Here is a 16,249-nt window from a genome sequence, read left to right as displayed (position 1 = left end):
TAAATAAAAGGTAGAGAGGAGCAAGTAATGGGAGAATTTCAAAGTAATTTGCATACGGCAACGCGTACTACACTATCTGTGAACTTCAAGGCACAAGAAGCAAATCAACAAAATTTACAGATCACGAAACAATTTTGTACTGCTTTTCAACAAACAATTGATAATATCCATTCCGTAGCAAATGAATTTGAGAAAATGGATACAGGACTTCAAAAGACTTTTCAATAATGTAACAACCTACGTAAAGGGGAAAAGGTAGGGGGAAAAGATGAGTCAAGGAATTGAAACGAGAATCAATCAATGTAATCAAAAATTACGAATTATATTTGAAGAACAAAATGAAAACCGAATCGCGCTGCAAAATCAAGAACGAGCTGAGGCTAGTTTTCATGAATGGAAAAATAGAAGTAATCGTTTATTTAACCGAATACTAGAAACTTGGCACGGCGACAAAGAAGTGTTTCACCTTTTTACGAATATGCGGCAAGAAATCGGACAGTATGAAAGAAAACTTACATTCGAATTAGAAAATGAAAAAGAGACGTTGCTTAAAGAAAAACGGCATCTCAGTGAGAAAGAAAACGACCTTTCCTATGAACAGCAGCAACTACAAAGGGAGGCCAATACATGAGTTTAAACATGTATTTGGGAGAAGTACAAAGTCAAACTCAAAGTATGAACGCTATATGTAATGCTACGATTCAAAGTATGGAACAAGTCATTCAATCTATTGATGCCTTTGCGATAGACACAGTATTACAAGGACAAACATACAGTAGTGCAAAATCCTACCTTGTCCAAACATTTCGGCCATTAGCGCAAGGAATTATATGCTTATGTGAAGAATTAATTCGCCAAAACGAAGCATTTCCAAATGAGTTCCAAGCGAAAGTTGCTTCGACAGATGTGATTGAACAAGAAATAAGAGAACAAATAAGGGGAATTAATCAATCGATTACAAGTATAGAAGCAATAGAAGTACTTACACCAATGCCCGGAGTAGGTGCAATTGTAACGGTATTAGGTACAATGAGAAAAAAACTGGAAGAAAAACTAGAGCATTTATATGAATTCAATCATTCATCCAGCAACAACTACAGCACCGCTCTCCAATTAGCAGCTAGCATCACAGCCGGACTCGCTGAAGTGCAAAGTGGGAAAGGATTTAGTCCTGTGAGTGGTACGTTTAGTACACAAGGGTTGAATATGGATTGGGTGAGTTCGATTCAGGGGATTATAGAAGAAACAGCTCGAAAAAATGATCAGTCAATTAATGATATAGAAACAAATAACATAATTGAGAAGAAATCTCCGGTTAGAAATGCTTGGGACGATGCGACAGACAGTATAGTTGGCACGTTTGAAACAGCGAAAAAGATGTGGGAAGCTATTCAAAGAGGATCGGGGAAAGCTATTGGTGATGAAATCGAGTCCGCAATAGCTTTAAGTAATATGGACATAGGAACTTTTATTAATGTAACCTATGCACTTTTCCATTTGGATGAAACTGCAAAAAATATGTGGCATGCATTTTCAAATAAAATAAAACGAGATATGATAGAGGGAGATGCAGAGAGTCGTACAGAATTGACTACCTATGGATTAACACAAGTAGCTACCACAATATTAGGCGATAGGGCACTAAATAAAGTAAGCCATATCACAAAAGGAGCAAAAGCATCAAGTGGAGTAAGTACATTTGCTAATGCAGTAAAACTAGCAAAAGAATTGAAGCCTACGCTTGAAATGTTACAATCATTTAAGAGAGAGGCTTCCTATGCATTCTCTAGTATTGGTGGAACTATCGTAACCAAAATACCTCAAGGCGAATTAATAGAAGCTTATTATAAGTTTGCGAAGTCTAAAGATGGTGGTAAGGGTACGGGTGAAACACTATCTAAAAAGAAATCAATACCGGACTTTGTGAAAAAGCAATGGGAAGCAGGGAATAGATTTAATAAGGAAAATCGTCCTCGATATCCTTATAATGAAGTAGAGTTAGAGGCAAAGGAAATCAATGGGAAGAAATATGTTGTAGATTCTTATATTCCGGGTGAAGAAATTGTCTCGAGGAAATTTACCCAATTGGCTGAAGTAAAAGAAAAGACGGCATTAAGTTATCTAAGTGAGTTTACTAAAAAGTATTCTTCCGGTTCAGAAATTTCTTCAGGTAAATTTAATCCTAATGCTTTAAAAGGTGGTCGACTAGATGGAGAGTTAATTTTGGAAATCCCTGTACAAACAAAGCCAGTTCCACAAAAAATTATTGAAGAGGCGAATGAGAAAGGGATTATTATTCGTGATATTAATGGGAAGGTGTATAATTAATGGAAATTTATTATTGTGATAAGTGGTCTAATATAAAAAAGAAGCCTTGGAATATTATTGATGAGAATGCAGCCAAGACACTTCATGAAAATCGTCATTCTTATACTGCTGTTCTTAGTGATGGAGAGCAGCCAAAGTATTTAGTAAATGTCACTGAGAAATGGGTATCGGTAAGTTTTTTGGATGATTTTCTTCGTAAATATTTACACTACGATTTTATTGTTAAAGAAGATAATAGACTATTCCTAAGGACAATAATGTATTGGGAATATGACGGGGATACACAGTTAAAAAGTATGATTTTGGGGTATCAAGAAAATGGTCATATTGCTATGGAGCAAAAAGATTCTAAAACTGGAGAAGTAGAAGAGCGAGAGACAAAAGATGATGTATCTAGAAATTGGGATACATTCCCTGAGTTTGGCCAATACTTATATTTGTGCAAAGAAGAGAGATAATTCTTTTGAATATAAGAACAATAACTAGGCGAGATAGCTATTAGTGAGCTAAGAATATAAATAAATGGAATAAACATGAAACTAATGAATTCCTAAGTTTTAAAGATATTGTAAAGTTAATTGAAAATCCCCTCAAATGATCCTACTTAATAAGCAGATGAACTTAAAGCACTTGATTGCCGACTAAAAGCAACAAGTGCTTTTTATTTCGGAATTACAATATTTGGTGAATTATATATCCAAAAATACCAAAACAAAAGTTTCAAATGATGAAGTGCTTCCACAATTCTCTTTCATGATATGAAGAAGTTTTCAACGACTGGATTATCGTAGCAGAAGTAGGAACTGGCGGGTTAGCGTCACAAATTGTTATTCCATTAGATATAGCAGCAACAGCTACTGTGGCAAGTCTTTTTGTACATGGTGGATTTGTTTGGAATAAATCGATTCAAAATACTAAGGATACTATTCAAAAAATCCAGTCTTCTGGTGGGGGTGCGGCTAACGGTAAACCTAGCAGTAACAAAAATACAAATGTAGATAATTTTGATGCAAAAACAGCTACAAATAAGCAAAAAGGGAACTATGGTGAAATAAAATCTAGTGACAATTTATTGAATAATCAAAGTTTAAAAGAAGCTGGATTTGATTTAAAGCCAGTCGGAAAAAGTGCATCATCAGGCATAAATGATAAAATAGTAAAAGGGATTGATGGATTATACGAAAATGCAAATGCAGAATCAAAGATCAAATACGTTATAGATGAAGCTAAGTTTGGTAGTTCACAATTGGGGAAAACTAAAGATGGACGACAAATGTCAAATGATTGGTTGAATGGTGCGAAGACCCGAAAAAGTAGAATATTGATGGCAGTTGATGGAGATGCAAAATTAGCATCAAAGATTACGAAAGCATTACAAGATCAGGAAGTTGAGAGAGTGTTATCAAAGGTTGATAGTAGTGGAAATGTGAAAACATTTAGAATAGATGCAAAGGGAGACATAATTGGAGAATGGCCATAATTTAAGGAACTAGGAGGAATTGAATAGTATGAGAGATCCTTTATGTATAGAAGAAAAATGTAGAGAAGGAATAGAATATAATAAAGAGTTTATTGAGGAAAATAGAGAGGAGATTAAAAGTTTTGAAGAAGATGAAAGGAATGGTATTCAAAGAAAGGCTAAAGATAATAAAAGTCTTATAGAAGGAAGGTATCTATTAAATTTTAATTATGAGTTAGAGGATATTAACGCAAAATATTCCCTAGGAGAAGCTATCCATACAATAGAAGGAGATTTTGACAAAGCTCTTATTAATTTGAGGCATATAGGGGAAAATGAAGTTGGATATTTAAATCTAATTTGGATGATATCTCTAGGGATTTTATTAGAAACAGATAAAAAGAATCTTGTAAGTTTAGCCAAGCTAGTTGAGAAGGAAAATATGAACGACGCAGTAATCGATTTCCTCTTATGCGCTAGTGATATCGGATACACAAAAATGACGAATAGATATTATAAAGAAAATCCATATGCAAAAACGAGAGAGATTATAGAACTTGCACAAACAGATAAAAAAGAAGCGTCTAAAAGATTGCAAACGTACATGGAGAAAGAATGGTTTAAAGGCCATTATGATTATGAATGGAAAAATGCACATAAAGAACCTGGATATGTGGGGTATTGGAGCTTTGAGACAGCTGCAATAGTAAAGATACTCGGACTTGATGATACAAGTTTAAAAGATAATAATCATTATCCATATGATTTGGCACATTATAAAAATGAAATGAAATTCAAGCATATAGACCTAAGTGAATATCACTATGAAGATGAGACAGAAGAAATCGAGGATATAGTAGAAGGAATTGAACATAATCCTGCATTGGAAAATATTATTCCGCCAAAATGGCATTCATTGGTCAATGAATTAATACATGATTATGAGAATATGGATGATAGTAGTTTTTATGAAAAATACAAAAAAACGATAGGAATAGGTCAAGTGTGGTTCTTACCACAAGAGTATGAAGAAGAAAATGAGCAAAAAAATCTATTAGGAAGTTTAATTGTGTTTGCCCTGACGGTAAGAGATTATATATTACAACTGGACTATAAAGACGATTTAGAAGACTACATTGATAATCTTAAAAATTTCTGGAATGTTTCAGAAACAAAGTTAGTTCAATTTATATTAGAAAATGATCAAAATTATTATGCATGGGTACCAAAAGAAGCAAGCATCCCAAATATGTATGAAGTGAAGATTGAGAGTGTCGATGTACAGGAAGTTCTATAACGAACAAATCGAAATGGTTTTTATTATATGTAATATTAGAATGCATTTTACTAGTTAATTGAAAACAATGTATGCGTGGGAGTAAAAAGGATGTATTGTTACTAAAAATTAGAGGGAAAGAAGGCTGTTGGATTGAGTTAAGCACCTCATTGTCAATATACGACAATAGGTGCTTTTTTGCGTGCAATGAAGAAAAAATAAAAGATTCATTTTCACTCTATTTCATCTTCGAATTACATGTTATAATTTGGAAAAAATATATTCTTAATTTTTAGATAATTAAAAGGTGGTAGATAATATATGAGTACATTAAAGAAAATTACTAATAATATTTCGAAGGTTATTATAGGAAAAGACGAATCGATTGAACTGGCAGCTATAGCTCTTATAGCAAGAGGACACATTTTATTAGAGGATGTACCTGGGACAGGAAAAACAACATTAGCGAAAAGTTTGGCTAAAAGTGTGGACGCCAAATTTCAAAGAATACAATTTACAGCGGATACTTTGCCTGGAGATGTTATTGGCCTTGAATACTTTGATGTGAAGGAATCGGATTTTAAAACAAGGTTAGGACCCATTTTTGCAAATATCGTATTAGTGGATGAAATTAATCGAGCTGTACCGAGAACACAATCTTCGTTACTTGAGGTTATGGAAGAGCGTACGGTTACAATTGCGAAACAGACACATTCATTACCAGAACCTTTTTTAGTTATAGCAACGCAAAATCCACTCGAATCAGCGGGCACATTTCCTTTACCAGATGCTCAATTAGACCGATTTTTACTTACGATTCGCCAAGGTTATCCTACGAGAGAAGCTGAAAAGGAAATGATGAATCGGTTTCAAATGAATGATCCGTTAGAAACATTACACTCTATTATTTCAAGTGAAGAAATTATTACGATGCAAAAGCGTGCAAGAGAAGTGTTAGTAGAGAATGATGTGCAAGATTATCTTCTTGAAATTATTGAAGCAACTCGTAACCATGAGTTAATTGAAATTGGTGTAAGCCCTCGGGGAACGTTGGCATTTATGAGAGCGATTCAAGCACGGGCAATATTAAATGAAAGAGATTACTGTACGCCAGATGATATTAAGACGCTCACTGCATCAGTTTGTGCTCATCGTTTAACGTTAACGATTGAGGGAGAGATGAAAACGACGAAAGAACAAATTATGAAAGAAATTCTTCATACGATTAGTGTGCCAGTGGAGAATGTACGATGAATCAACAGCTTGTGTATACACCTTTAGCGGAGCCTTTCGTAATGGGGGTTATGTCAGTTGTAGCCGTTATTTTAAGTGTATTTTCAAGTAATCTACTGTTTTTATCTCTCGTATTTTTATATGTAATTTTAATAGGTGCTATGCATGTATATATACGTAAAGTATCTCGTGTTGAATGGGAATACAGTCAAGGGAATTCGAATGTTTTTATAGGTGAAACGAATATGTGCAAAATGAAAATTTCAAACAAGTCGATATTTCCTATTCTTAATATCGTATTTCGATTTAAATGTGAAAATAAGCTAACTTGGAATCATGATGAAATAAACAAAAATCATAGTACAGGTTCAAATTATTATATGAATTTTAATTTAAAAGGAAGGGAGTCAGTTTCATTTGATTTGCAAGCTGTAGCGTTAAAAAGAGGCATCGCGAAATGGGAAGAAGTTGAAATTGTTATTACTGATCTCTTTGGATTTATAACGAACCATATAACATATAAACAAGTTGATACGCCCTCTTATTTAGTCTTACCAGCTGTTCCGAAAATACAAGTTCCTGAATTACAAGAATGGTCACGAGGATTTCGAAAAGCGATGTCTTCACCCTTATATGATGAAACGAAAGTAATGGGAGTAAAGTCTTATGAAAATGAAGATTTTCGTTCCATCCACTGGAGTGCAACAGCGAAAACAGGGACGATAATTGCGAAAAAGTATGAGCGAACACAATGTGATAAATACGCGATTTATCTCAACTTGCAAAATAAAAGTGGTGTTTCTTTGCGAAATGATATAGAGGAACTAATTGAATTAACAGCAGGTATATGCAAACAACTTCTTATGCAAAACTGTTCGTTTGAAGTATGGATCAATAGTGTAAAAGATAACGGTTTGCTACATATAAAAAATGGGGATAATCGGAAACATTTGCAAAATGTATTAAGGGTACTTGCCTCGATATCAGACCAAGATACGCCTATATCTTCTTCTTACTTTTACACAGCAGGCTTTCGTCGAAAGGAACTGGATGCGGTTCCTTTAATTATTGGTACTTCACCAAAGAAATACAGTAGAACGAATAAATGGATTGTAATGAAAGAATAAGAAGGGGCTTATGTCATGGTGAATAAAAAGCGACATATGAAAGTGAAGTTATGGAGTGTGAGAACTTTAATCATACTTTTCTTTGCGATTAGTGCGATAACGTTATCACAAGGTATTGTGTATGTACAAGACATAGTAAAAGAGCGTTTTTTCAGTAAGACTAAGACAATATCGGAAAGAAATTATGACTTTACTAGTATAGGTGAAAATTTTGATGATTCCAAAATAGATGAAGATGAATATGAAGAAGTAAAAGATACGGGTATAAGAACGAAAACGGGTAAAAAATTTCAACCTTTCGAAAGAGAAAGTCTATGGAGTGACGTGCTTTCTGTTCTTTCAAATGTATGGATTACTATAGTTTTTTATGTGATAATCGCAATATTAATTATATATGCCATCTACAAGTATATTAGGAACAAATTGATGAGAACAGAAATAGTACAGGAGAAAGAATCGATCACAAAGCAAACTGCGGTAAGAAGCATAAAGAATGAAAAAGTCATTCATCAGTTAGAACGGCCGTTACCGACAGATAAGATAAGAAAAACGTTAGTTGAATGGGAAAGAACATTACCATTTCATGAACAGAGAAGGTCCTATGAAACGATACAACAATGGTTAAAAAGAATTTGTAGAACAAGAGATATTATCTCGTTATATGAGTCTGTTCGTTATGGTGAAAAGACGTATACGGATTTAGATGTGGAAGAAATAATGAAGTGGGTAGAGGGAGACGGGAAGGTGGATACATAAATATCCACCTTTTCTATTTTTATACGGAAATTTGATTAACATGAATTATTTTCTTATATGAAATCGTCTTCAAATAGGTAAACAAAATTAACTTTATTTACTTATACTTCATTACATGTTAACCTATACTTAATTTTTATAAATTATAATTAATTTTTGATTTTTTAAGGGTGTGAAAATGTAATGAAATCGGTATTAAAAAGCATACTTATTTCCTTTGTTTTTTCAGCAGTAGGTATGTGTTGGTTACTGTACGTATTATTCAAAGGAGACGGAGACTGGTTATTGTCTTGGATAGGTGTATTAATGGCATATTTATCTTTATATACTTTAATAGATTTATATTGTAAAAATACATACGATAAAAAAATAAATAAATGGCTTATAAAAACATCGGTGACTAGTTTTAGTTTTGCTGTATTAGGAATCTCATTTTGTATCATACATGAGCTATTAACACCGTGGAGTCTTAGTTTAATGGTGTGGTATTGGTTGCTAATGTTAGTATTATTTTTAACAACTATAATATCATTAATCAGTTTAGTATTTGTTAATCGTAAAAATCACAATTTCACCGTTGGATATAGAATGCTCATACTTCTAAATATATTTCTTACACTAGGACCAGTATTATGGCCGCTATTACTTTCTATTATTGGAAATGGTATGAATGCTAGTGCGGGCTGGTAAAAAGGAATATAAATTAGTTGTGTAAAGAATAGGATGAAAAGTTGATATAGAATTTTAAATGTTTAAGAGAACATGTTTACATAAAAAATGAAAACATGTTCTCTTTTTATTTGCATGCATAACTCTTCCTCAGTTTACCGTATTTAAATTTAAACGTAAGTATTTCGTAAGGAATGGATAAGAAAAAAGAGAGATTTATCATATAGGATGAAAGTATAGCTTGAATCAATCCGATATTAATGGAGGAGAGAAAGCCTTATGAAAAAATGTAATTCAATTAAGTTAGCAAGTTTTGCAGTTTTATTAGCGGGTACTGTTCTATTCACACCTGGTTTTACTGTGACTGCAGAGTCAACTCAAAATATTTCTAGTTCGTCACAAGTACATGATCAAAAGAATCGTAATGGCTGGAAACAAGTAATGCAGGAAACAGTACAGCTTGGTGCTGTAGGAATATTAGCTAAGGCGTCTAACAACGGAAAAACTAGTAGTTTTACTGCTGGCGTGGCGGACTTAAGTACAAAGAAACCGGTGAATTCGGATTATCGCTTTCGGATTGGTAGTGTGACGAAGACGTTTACTGCGACGACTGTGCTTCAATTAGTAGGAGAAAATCGCTTACAACTTGACGATCCAATTGAAAAGTGGCTACCGGGTCTCGTGCAAGGAAATGGGTATGATGGTAATCAAATTACGATACGACAACTTTTGAATCATACGAGTGGTATCGCTGAATACTTAAAGTCAAAAGACGCGGACATAATGAATTCGAAAAAAACGTATACAGCAGAAGAAATAGTGAAAATAGGCCTTTCGCTGCCTCCAGATTTCTCGCCGGGTAAAGATTGGTTGTATTCAAACACAGGATACGTAATACTAGGAATGCTTATTGAAAAAATAACTGGAAATAGTTATGCGGAAGAAATCGAAAAGCGAATTATTGAACCTTTGGATCTATCAAATACGTTTTTACCAGGAAATTCACCCGTCATCCCAGGAAAGAATCATGCTCGTGGATATGTGAAAATGGAAGGAACAGGCGAGTTCAAAGATATTACGTATTATAATCCGAGTTTAGCTAATGCAGCTGGAGATATGATTTCTAATGCGGATGACTTAAATAAGTTCTTTTCATCTTTACTTGGTGGTAAGTTACTGAAGGAACGCGAGCTAAAAGAAATGCTTACTACAGTTCCTATAGAAGGCAAAGGGGTTGGTGACGCATACGGTCTTGGAATCTATGAGACTAAACTTCCAAACGGTGTTTCAGTTTGGGGGCATGGAGGAGGAATTCCTGGATTTGCAACTTTTGCTGGGGGAGTAATTGGAGGCAAACATACATTAGCTATCAGTCTTAACTCAATAGGTGGGGTCGATATTGTTCCGCAGTTAAATAAAATGATGCAAATTGAATTTAATAAATAGATGAAAAGAAAATGAATAGAATTTTGTTATAGTTGTATTTAAAAGAGGTGCTTTTTTAAGTTCGCAACTATGGACAGTAGTTGCATTTATGATATGACATCAAGTGTATTCCAAAGTGAAAATCAATCTTAATGCTTACGACAAAATAAAAAAGGATGTCAGTTACATGACATTCTTTTTATTTTGGATAAAAGAGGTATGTATATAGTTCTGAAAATTGTTATTTTTTAAATTTTTACATATAATGAAGGATATAGGGGCACCAATAGGGGAGTTATGAATGGAAAATACTTTAGTTAGTTAAATATTACTCGTTTTAATCAAAATAATTATGAGTTGATTTGGAGTTGAATACAATGGGGAAAAATCATTATAAATGGAGTAATAAACAATTACGAGAACATGTTGAAGTACTAGATGGTAAGAGAAGCACACACATATTATTAAAGAATGCAACATATTTAAATTCTTATATGCGCGAGTGGATGACAGCGAACATTTGGATATATAATGATCGAATTGTATACGTAGGGGAGCAGCTGCCAGAGCAATTAACGGAGTGTGAAGTTGTTGATTGCGAAGGAAAGTATGTCGTACCCGGTTACATAGAACCACATGCACATCCGTATCAGTTGTATAACCCAGAGACGCTAGCGAATCATGCGATGCAGTTTGGGACAACAACTTTTATTAATGATAATTTAACTTTATTTTTCACATTAAAGCGTGAAGAAGCATTTCGTTTATTAGATGAATTCAATAAGATTCCAGCAAGTATGTATTGGTGGTGCCGTTTTGATGGACAGACTGAATTGCAAAACGGAGAATCTTTGTTTAATCGTGAAGAAATAATAGAGTGGCTGCAGCATGAAGCGGTTCTTCAAGGCGGCGAGCTAACAGCATGGCCAAAACTATTACATGGCGATGATGAAATGTTAACTTGGGTGCAGGAAACGAAGCGATTGCAAAAGAAAGTAGAAGGACATTTTCCGGGTGCATCTGAAACGACTTTAGCGAAGTTAAAACTGTTAGGTACAGATTGTGATCATGAAGCGATGACAGGGCAGGAAGTTTTCACTCGTCTTATGCAAGGTTACACTGTTTCCCTAAGAAATTCTTCAATCCGCCCAGATTTAGAAGTTTTACTGAAAGAATTGTTGGAACTAGGCGTAAAGCAGTTTGATAGATTCTTTTTTACAACAGACGGCTCACATCCTTCGTTTTATGAGAATGGAATGACAAACGTTATGATTTCTACCGCGATAAAACAAGGCGTGCCAGTAATAGATGCATACGATATGGCAAGTTATAATATTGCTCGCTATTATAATATGGAACATGTACATGGTTCGATTGCGACAGGTAGAATTGCTAATATCAATATTTTAGAAAGTAAAGAAAACCCAGTACCAATCAGTGTCCTTGCAAAGGGGAAATGGGTGAAGCGTGACGGTGTAAATACACATGAAGCATTACATATAGACTGGAGTAAACATAAAGTAACTCCATTATTATTAGATTGGTCAATAGAAAAAGAGGATATGATTTTCTCTAATAAAACGGGGATACACTTATTAAACAACGTTATTACAAAACCATACACTAGTGAAATTAATATAGACTGTGATGAATTGTCCACAGATCATGATGAATGTTTCTTTATGATGATTGCTCGTGATGGCAGTTGGCAAGTGAATATAGCTGTGAAAGGTTTTGCGAAAGAACTAGGTGGGCTTGCTAGCTCTTATTCTGGTACAGGTGACATCATTCTTATCGGAAAAAGAAAAGAAGATATGCTCACAGCTTTTCGTAGAGTAAAAGAGCTCGGTGGTGGAATGGTCATAGCAGAAAACAATGAAGTGTTACACGAAATAGCATTACCATTGCTCGGGATTATGTCTAATTTAAAAATGAGAGAATTAATACAGGAAGAGAAACAGATGGTGAAATTACTACAAGAGCGTGGCTACGCGCATGATGATCCAGCATTTACAATTTTATTCTTTTCTGCGACGCACTTGCCTTTTATACGAGTAACACCTATAGGATTATATGATGTGAAAAGTAGTAAGGTAGTTGCCCCGCCCGTGAATTTGATAAAGCAATATTAAAAGGAAAGATCCTATAAAAATTTTATAGGATCTTTCTCATTATTAGCATAAGAATATTGTAAGCCTCAAATGATATAGTATCTAAATCATTTGAGGTGATATGTAAATATGAAAAAAATATTTTACATTTTAAGCGTATTTATTCTGTGTGTATCGATACAACACGTTGTACATTCCCAATCAGATGCACCAGAATTATCTTCGGATTGTCTCGAAGAAAGAAAAGTTAGAGATGAAAAGCATGTGAAGAATATAATACAGGACATTAAATCCACATTTAATTTAAATATTGATGAACATAGTTTTTGGGAAGTAAGTAAAAGAGATCTGGAGGCTGCTCATTTGATGTATGGTGGAAAGGAAAATGATTCTTATTATAATTCGCTAACTAAAATTTATGATAGTGGTGGATTTAGCGAACAGCCCAGCTTATTTGTGAGGGCACAAGAAGCATTTTTACTTTATAAAGAAAAAGATAATATCAATGTAATGAAACGCCTAAAACTAGACGTTGAAAAAGGGGAATGGCTCGTTATAAAAACGAAAAAGAAGAAAGGGAAAAAAGTGAAATTCAAGCTGTTGCAATGTGAAAAAGATTATATGAAAAAGAGAAATGAATAACAAAATACTTATTCATACTGTTTTTATTCAACGATATTTTGCTGTTGATGTGAAATAGAAAAAGGTAAACGAACATATTAGCTTTATGGAATATGTTTGTTTACCTTTTTTTGAGAGATTTAATAATTGGGGATTATTTACTGGCTAATGAACTTATAATATTCAATGAATTTGTTCTTCATAAACATTAGATTTTGTGTCAAATGATTTATACATTACCGAACCACCTATGTATATTTTATTCTACAGTATTTATAAAAGAATGTTGGCTATTCATAAGAAATATGATTGGCACGGTTTTTGCTTGTATTACATGTAAGGAAGGGAGATTGTATGTAAGGAATCTGTACTCGTAATAGTATAAAACAAGCTACTATTGCATTATTAATCATAGTTGTATTTATAGCGGAACTGTAAATACATACAAATAAGTGGTTTTTTTGAATTTAAAATTCTGAATTTTCCTTTAAGTTATTAGGGGGCAATGGGATGGTTAAATATTCGAAAATTTCTAAGTGGATTCTTGGTGTTGGATTAGTGACAATAACATGTAATGGTTTGCAAATTCAAGCAGAGACAAAAGAGCAAAATGTGAAGAACGTATTACAAATGGAGCCGGTAGGAATACAGAAATCTGTTGATGAATTGGCGCACCCTTCAAAAGTACAAGAAAATGCATCTTTTACAAAACGGTTAAAATTAGCGGATTTATCACAGCGCCCACTAGCACCAACCGATAATATTAAACCGTTAGCTGAAGAAAAAAAGTATTCAATGGCTGAGTTAAATCAATTAAATAATAAACAATTAACTGATCTTCTTGTGACAATTAAATGGTATCAAATTCCGGAATTATTTCAGTTTAATAGTGATAGTCTTAAATTCTATCAAGATGATAGCCGAATGCAAGCAATTATTAATAAACTAGCAGAACAAGGACAAGCTTATACGAAAGATGATTCAAAAGGGATTGAAACATTAGTAGAAGCTCTACGTGCAGCATTTTATTTAGGTTTTTACCATGATGAATTAAGCAAACTAAATGAGCGTAGCTACCATGATAAGTGTTTACCAGCTTTAAAAACAATTGCAAAAAATCCAAATTTCAAACTTGGTACATCAGAACAAAATAAAATAATTGCATCATATGGAAAATTAATTGGAAATGCATCAGCAGATGTTGAAACGGTTTTATATGCAGGTGAAATTTTTAAACAATATAACGATAATCTTGCAACTTTCATTGAAGACCGAACAAAAGGAGACGCTATATATGAGTTGATGAAGGGAATTGACTTTGATATTCAGACGGATATGTACACGACTGGAAAAGAGCCAAAAGATACGATGTGGTTTCGGAATATCGATAACTTTATTAATGAAGTAAATCGTTTTGCACTACTTGGTACAGTAACAAATAAAAACGGATGGTTAATTAATAATGGAATTTATTATGCTGGCCGATTGGGCAAGCTTCATAGCACGCCGACAAAAGGACAACAAGTTGTTACAGATGCAATGCGAATTTACCCATATTTAGGAGAGCAATACTTTGTTGCGGCAGAACAAATTACTACAAATTATGGAGGAATAGATGCGAATGGAAAAACTGTAAATTTAGATCAAATTCGAGAAGAAGGTAAAAAGAAATATTTACCGAAAACGTATACGTTTGATGATGGAGCAATTGTCTTTAAAGCTGGGGATAAAGTTAGCGAAGAGAAAATTAAACGTCTATACTGGGCGGCAAAAGAGGTGCGTTCTCAATTTTATCGTACAGTTGGTAGCGATAAACCACTTGAAAGTGGACATGCTGATGATGTGTTAACGATGGTTATTTATAATAGCCCAGATGAGTATCAATTTAATCGTCAACTGTACGGATATGAAACGAATAATGGTGGGATTTATATTGAAGGGACAGGAACTTTCTTTACATATGAACGTACACCAGAGCAAAGTATTTATAGTCTGGAAGAATTGTTCCGCCATGAATTTACGCACTACTTACAGGGAAGGTACGAAGTTCAGGGATTATGGGGCCAAGGGGAAATGTATCAAAATGAACGTTTAACATGGTTTGAAGAAGGGAATGCAGAGTTCTTTGCAGGTGCAACTCGATTAGATAGTGTAGTACCGCGAAAAAGTATAATTGGCGGGTTATCTAACGATCCTGCAAAACGTTATACAGCATCACAAACGTTAAATGCGAAATATGGAACGTGGGATTTTTATAATTATTCGTTTGCGCTGCAATCATATATGTATAATAAGCGCCCAGAAATGTTCGATAAAGTACATGATTTAATTCGCGCAAATGATGTTTCAAGTTACGATGCATACCGTGCTACATTAAGCAAAGATAATAAGTTAAATGAAGAATATCAATCTTATATGCAAATGCTTATTGATAATCGCGATAAGTATACGATTCCACAAGTATCAGATGAATATTTAACTCAACATGATCCAAAATCGCTTTCGGACGTTACTTCAGATATTACGAATGAAGCGAAATTAAAAGATGTGAAAGTAACAAAGAATAAATCACAATTCTTTAATACATTTACACTACAGGGAACATATACAGGAAGTGTGGCTAAAGGAGAAGTTGAGGACTGGAAAGTGATGAATGAAGCAACAAATGATATGTTGAAACGTCTTTCAGGAAAAGAGTGGACTGGATATAAAACATTGACTGCTTATTTTGTAAATTACCGTGTAAATAATGCTGGGCAATTTGAATATGATGTTGTGTTTAGCGGAGTGAATACGGAAGAAGGTACGGCTGTAGAAAAAGAACCAAATAATTCATTTGAAACAGCAAACCCACTATCTTTGAATATTTTGTTAAGAGGAACCTTGAGCGATCAAGATCAGGGGGATAAATTTGTTATTGATGTAAAGGATCAAAAAGATTTACAAATTTCTGTTACGAACGAACAAAATCTTGGACTGAACTGGGTATTATATTCTGAATCAGATTTAAATAATTATGTAGCTTATGCAACAAAACGTGATGGAAACAAATTGCTTGGAAATTATAATGCAAAGCCAGGGAAATATTACTTAAGTGTATATAAGTATGGTGGTGGAACAGGGAATTATACGGTACAAGTAAAATAGTTTACTATAGTTTGTTTTGAAAGGCTACTTATCGCATTTTTTAGCGAAATAAAGTATGTAATGTTAAACATTAAACTAAGCCAACATATCCCTGTTC

14 protein-coding genes are annotated in these 16,249 nt (G+C 33.8%); all 14 read left to right on the top strand.

Annotated elements, in window-relative coordinates; translation table 11 throughout:
* Positions 1 to 27: 27 nt before the first annotated feature.
* The 14 genes from DN401_RS11270 to colA all read left to right on the top strand — a co-directional run bounded on the left by DN401_RS11270 (position 28) and on the right by colA (position 16,152).
* Complete coding sequence (locus DN401_RS11270; RefSeq protein ID WP_370512898.1) at positions 28 to 228, top strand: TIGR04197 family type VII secretion effector; 201 nt, start codon at positions 28 to 30, stop codon at positions 226 to 228.
* Between the two features lie 40 nt (positions 229 to 268).
* On the top strand, positions 269 to 631 hold the full coding sequence (locus DN401_RS11265; protein ID WP_000077520.1) for a DUF3958 family protein: 363 nt from the start codon (positions 269 to 271) through the stop codon (positions 629 to 631).
* Positions 628 to 2,328, top strand: a complete 1,701-nt coding sequence (locus DN401_RS11260; protein WP_000056124.1) for a T7SS effector LXG polymorphic toxin — start codon at positions 628 to 630, stop codon at positions 2,326 to 2,328. The genes DN401_RS11265 and DN401_RS11260 overlap by 4 nt, the downstream gene beginning before the upstream one ends.
* A complete protein-coding gene (locus DN401_RS11255) occupies positions 2,328 to 2,786 on the top strand; it encodes a hypothetical protein (RefSeq protein WP_000409336.1) in 459 nt (152 codons plus the stop codon). The genes DN401_RS11260 and DN401_RS11255 overlap by 1 nt, the downstream gene beginning before the upstream one ends.
* Before the next feature lie 401 nt (positions 2,787 to 3,187).
* Positions 3,188 to 3,808: a hypothetical protein gene (locus DN401_RS11250; RefSeq protein ID WP_000157554.1), complete on the top strand. Its 621-nt coding sequence runs from the start codon at positions 3,188 to 3,190 to the stop codon at positions 3,806 to 3,808.
* Between the two features lie 28 nt (positions 3,809 to 3,836).
* Complete coding sequence (locus DN401_RS11245) at positions 3,837 to 5,084, top strand: PoNi-like cognate immunity protein (protein WP_001205552.1); 1,248 nt, start codon at positions 3,837 to 3,839, stop codon at positions 5,082 to 5,084.
* Between the two features lie 300 nt (positions 5,085 to 5,384).
* Complete coding sequence (locus DN401_RS11240) at positions 5,385 to 6,317, top strand: AAA family ATPase (RefSeq protein ID WP_000105659.1); 933 nt, start codon at positions 5,385 to 5,387, stop codon at positions 6,315 to 6,317.
* The gene (locus tag DN401_RS11235) at positions 6,314 to 7,423 is read left to right on the top strand and encodes a DUF58 domain-containing protein (protein WP_001075941.1); all 1,110 of its coding nucleotides are present in this window, start codon (positions 6,314 to 6,316) and stop codon (positions 7,421 to 7,423) included. The genes DN401_RS11240 and DN401_RS11235 overlap by 4 nt, the downstream gene beginning before the upstream one ends.
* Before the next feature lie 15 nt (positions 7,424 to 7,438).
* Complete coding sequence (locus DN401_RS11230) at positions 7,439 to 8,179, top strand: hypothetical protein (protein ID WP_000247497.1); 741 nt, start codon at positions 7,439 to 7,441, stop codon at positions 8,177 to 8,179.
* A gap of 183 nt (positions 8,180 to 8,362) precedes the next feature.
* Positions 8,363 to 8,869, top strand: coding sequence for a DUF3902 family protein (locus DN401_RS11225; RefSeq protein WP_000843838.1), 507 nt, complete (start codon positions 8,363 to 8,365; stop codon positions 8,867 to 8,869).
* Between the two features lie 258 nt (positions 8,870 to 9,127).
* Entirely contained in the window at positions 9,128 to 10,294 is a 1,167-nt protein-coding gene (locus DN401_RS11220; RefSeq protein WP_000710640.1) for a serine hydrolase domain-containing protein, read from the top strand.
* 356 nt (positions 10,295 to 10,650) lie between these two features.
* A complete protein-coding gene (locus tag DN401_RS11215) occupies positions 10,651 to 12,405 on the top strand; it encodes an adenine deaminase (RefSeq protein WP_000517625.1) in 1,755 nt (584 codons plus the stop codon).
* A gap of 108 nt (positions 12,406 to 12,513) precedes the next feature.
* Entirely contained in the window at positions 12,514 to 13,026 is a 513-nt protein-coding gene (locus DN401_RS11210) for a hypothetical protein (protein ID WP_000719372.1), read from the top strand.
* 489 nt (positions 13,027 to 13,515) lie between these two features.
* Positions 13,516 to 16,152 (top strand): collagenase ColA, encoded by a 2,637-nt coding sequence (colA, locus tag DN401_RS11205; protein WP_000241891.1) that lies wholly within the window; start codon positions 13,516 to 13,518, stop codon positions 16,150 to 16,152.
* Positions 16,153 to 16,249: the final 97 nt, after the last annotated feature.

This window comes from Bacillus sp. BF2-3 (genome assembly GCF_008368795.1).
In the GTDB taxonomy this organism is placed as follows: Bacteria; Bacillota; Bacilli; order Bacillales; family Bacillaceae_G; genus Bacillus_A; species Bacillus_A cereus.
The sequence above is the reverse complement of the archived record's forward strand: the minus strand, read 5'-3'. Positions and strand labels throughout refer to the sequence as shown.

Bases quoted from the DNA above. Each gene is read 5' to 3' on its own strand.
- DN401_RS11220 (WP_000710640.1), top strand. From the start codon at position 9,128: ATGAAAAAATGTAATTCAATTAAGTTAGCAAGTTTTGCAGTTTTATTA.
- DN401_RS11270 (WP_370512898.1), top strand. From the start codon at position 28: ATGGGAGAATTTCAAAGTAATTTGCATACGGCAACGCGTACTACACTA.
- DN401_RS11225 (WP_000843838.1), top strand. From the start codon at position 8,363: ATGAAATCGGTATTAAAAAGCATACTTATTTCCTTTGTTTTTTCAGCA.
- colA (WP_000241891.1), top strand. From the start codon at position 13,516: ATGGTTAAATATTCGAAAATTTCTAAGTGGATTCTTGGTGTTGGATTA.
- DN401_RS11245 (WP_001205552.1), top strand. From the start codon at position 3,837: ATGAGAGATCCTTTATGTATAGAAGAAAAATGTAGAGAAGGAATAGAA.
- DN401_RS11240 (WP_000105659.1), top strand. From the start codon at position 5,385: ATGAGTACATTAAAGAAAATTACTAATAATATTTCGAAGGTTATTATA.
- DN401_RS11230 (WP_000247497.1), top strand. From the start codon at position 7,439: ATGGTGAATAAAAAGCGACATATGAAAGTGAAGTTATGGAGTGTGAGA.
- DN401_RS11265 (WP_000077520.1), top strand. From the start codon at position 269: ATGAGTCAAGGAATTGAAACGAGAATCAATCAATGTAATCAAAAATTA.
- DN401_RS11210 (WP_000719372.1), top strand. From the start codon at position 12,514: ATGAAAAAAATATTTTACATTTTAAGCGTATTTATTCTGTGTGTATCG.
- DN401_RS11260 (WP_000056124.1), top strand. From the start codon at position 628: ATGAGTTTAAACATGTATTTGGGAGAAGTACAAAGTCAAACTCAAAGT.
- DN401_RS11235 (WP_001075941.1), top strand. From the start codon at position 6,314: ATGAATCAACAGCTTGTGTATACACCTTTAGCGGAGCCTTTCGTAATG.
- DN401_RS11215 (WP_000517625.1), top strand. From the start codon at position 10,651: ATGGGGAAAAATCATTATAAATGGAGTAATAAACAATTACGAGAACAT.
- DN401_RS11255 (WP_000409336.1), top strand. From the start codon at position 2,328: ATGGAAATTTATTATTGTGATAAGTGGTCTAATATAAAAAAGAAGCCT.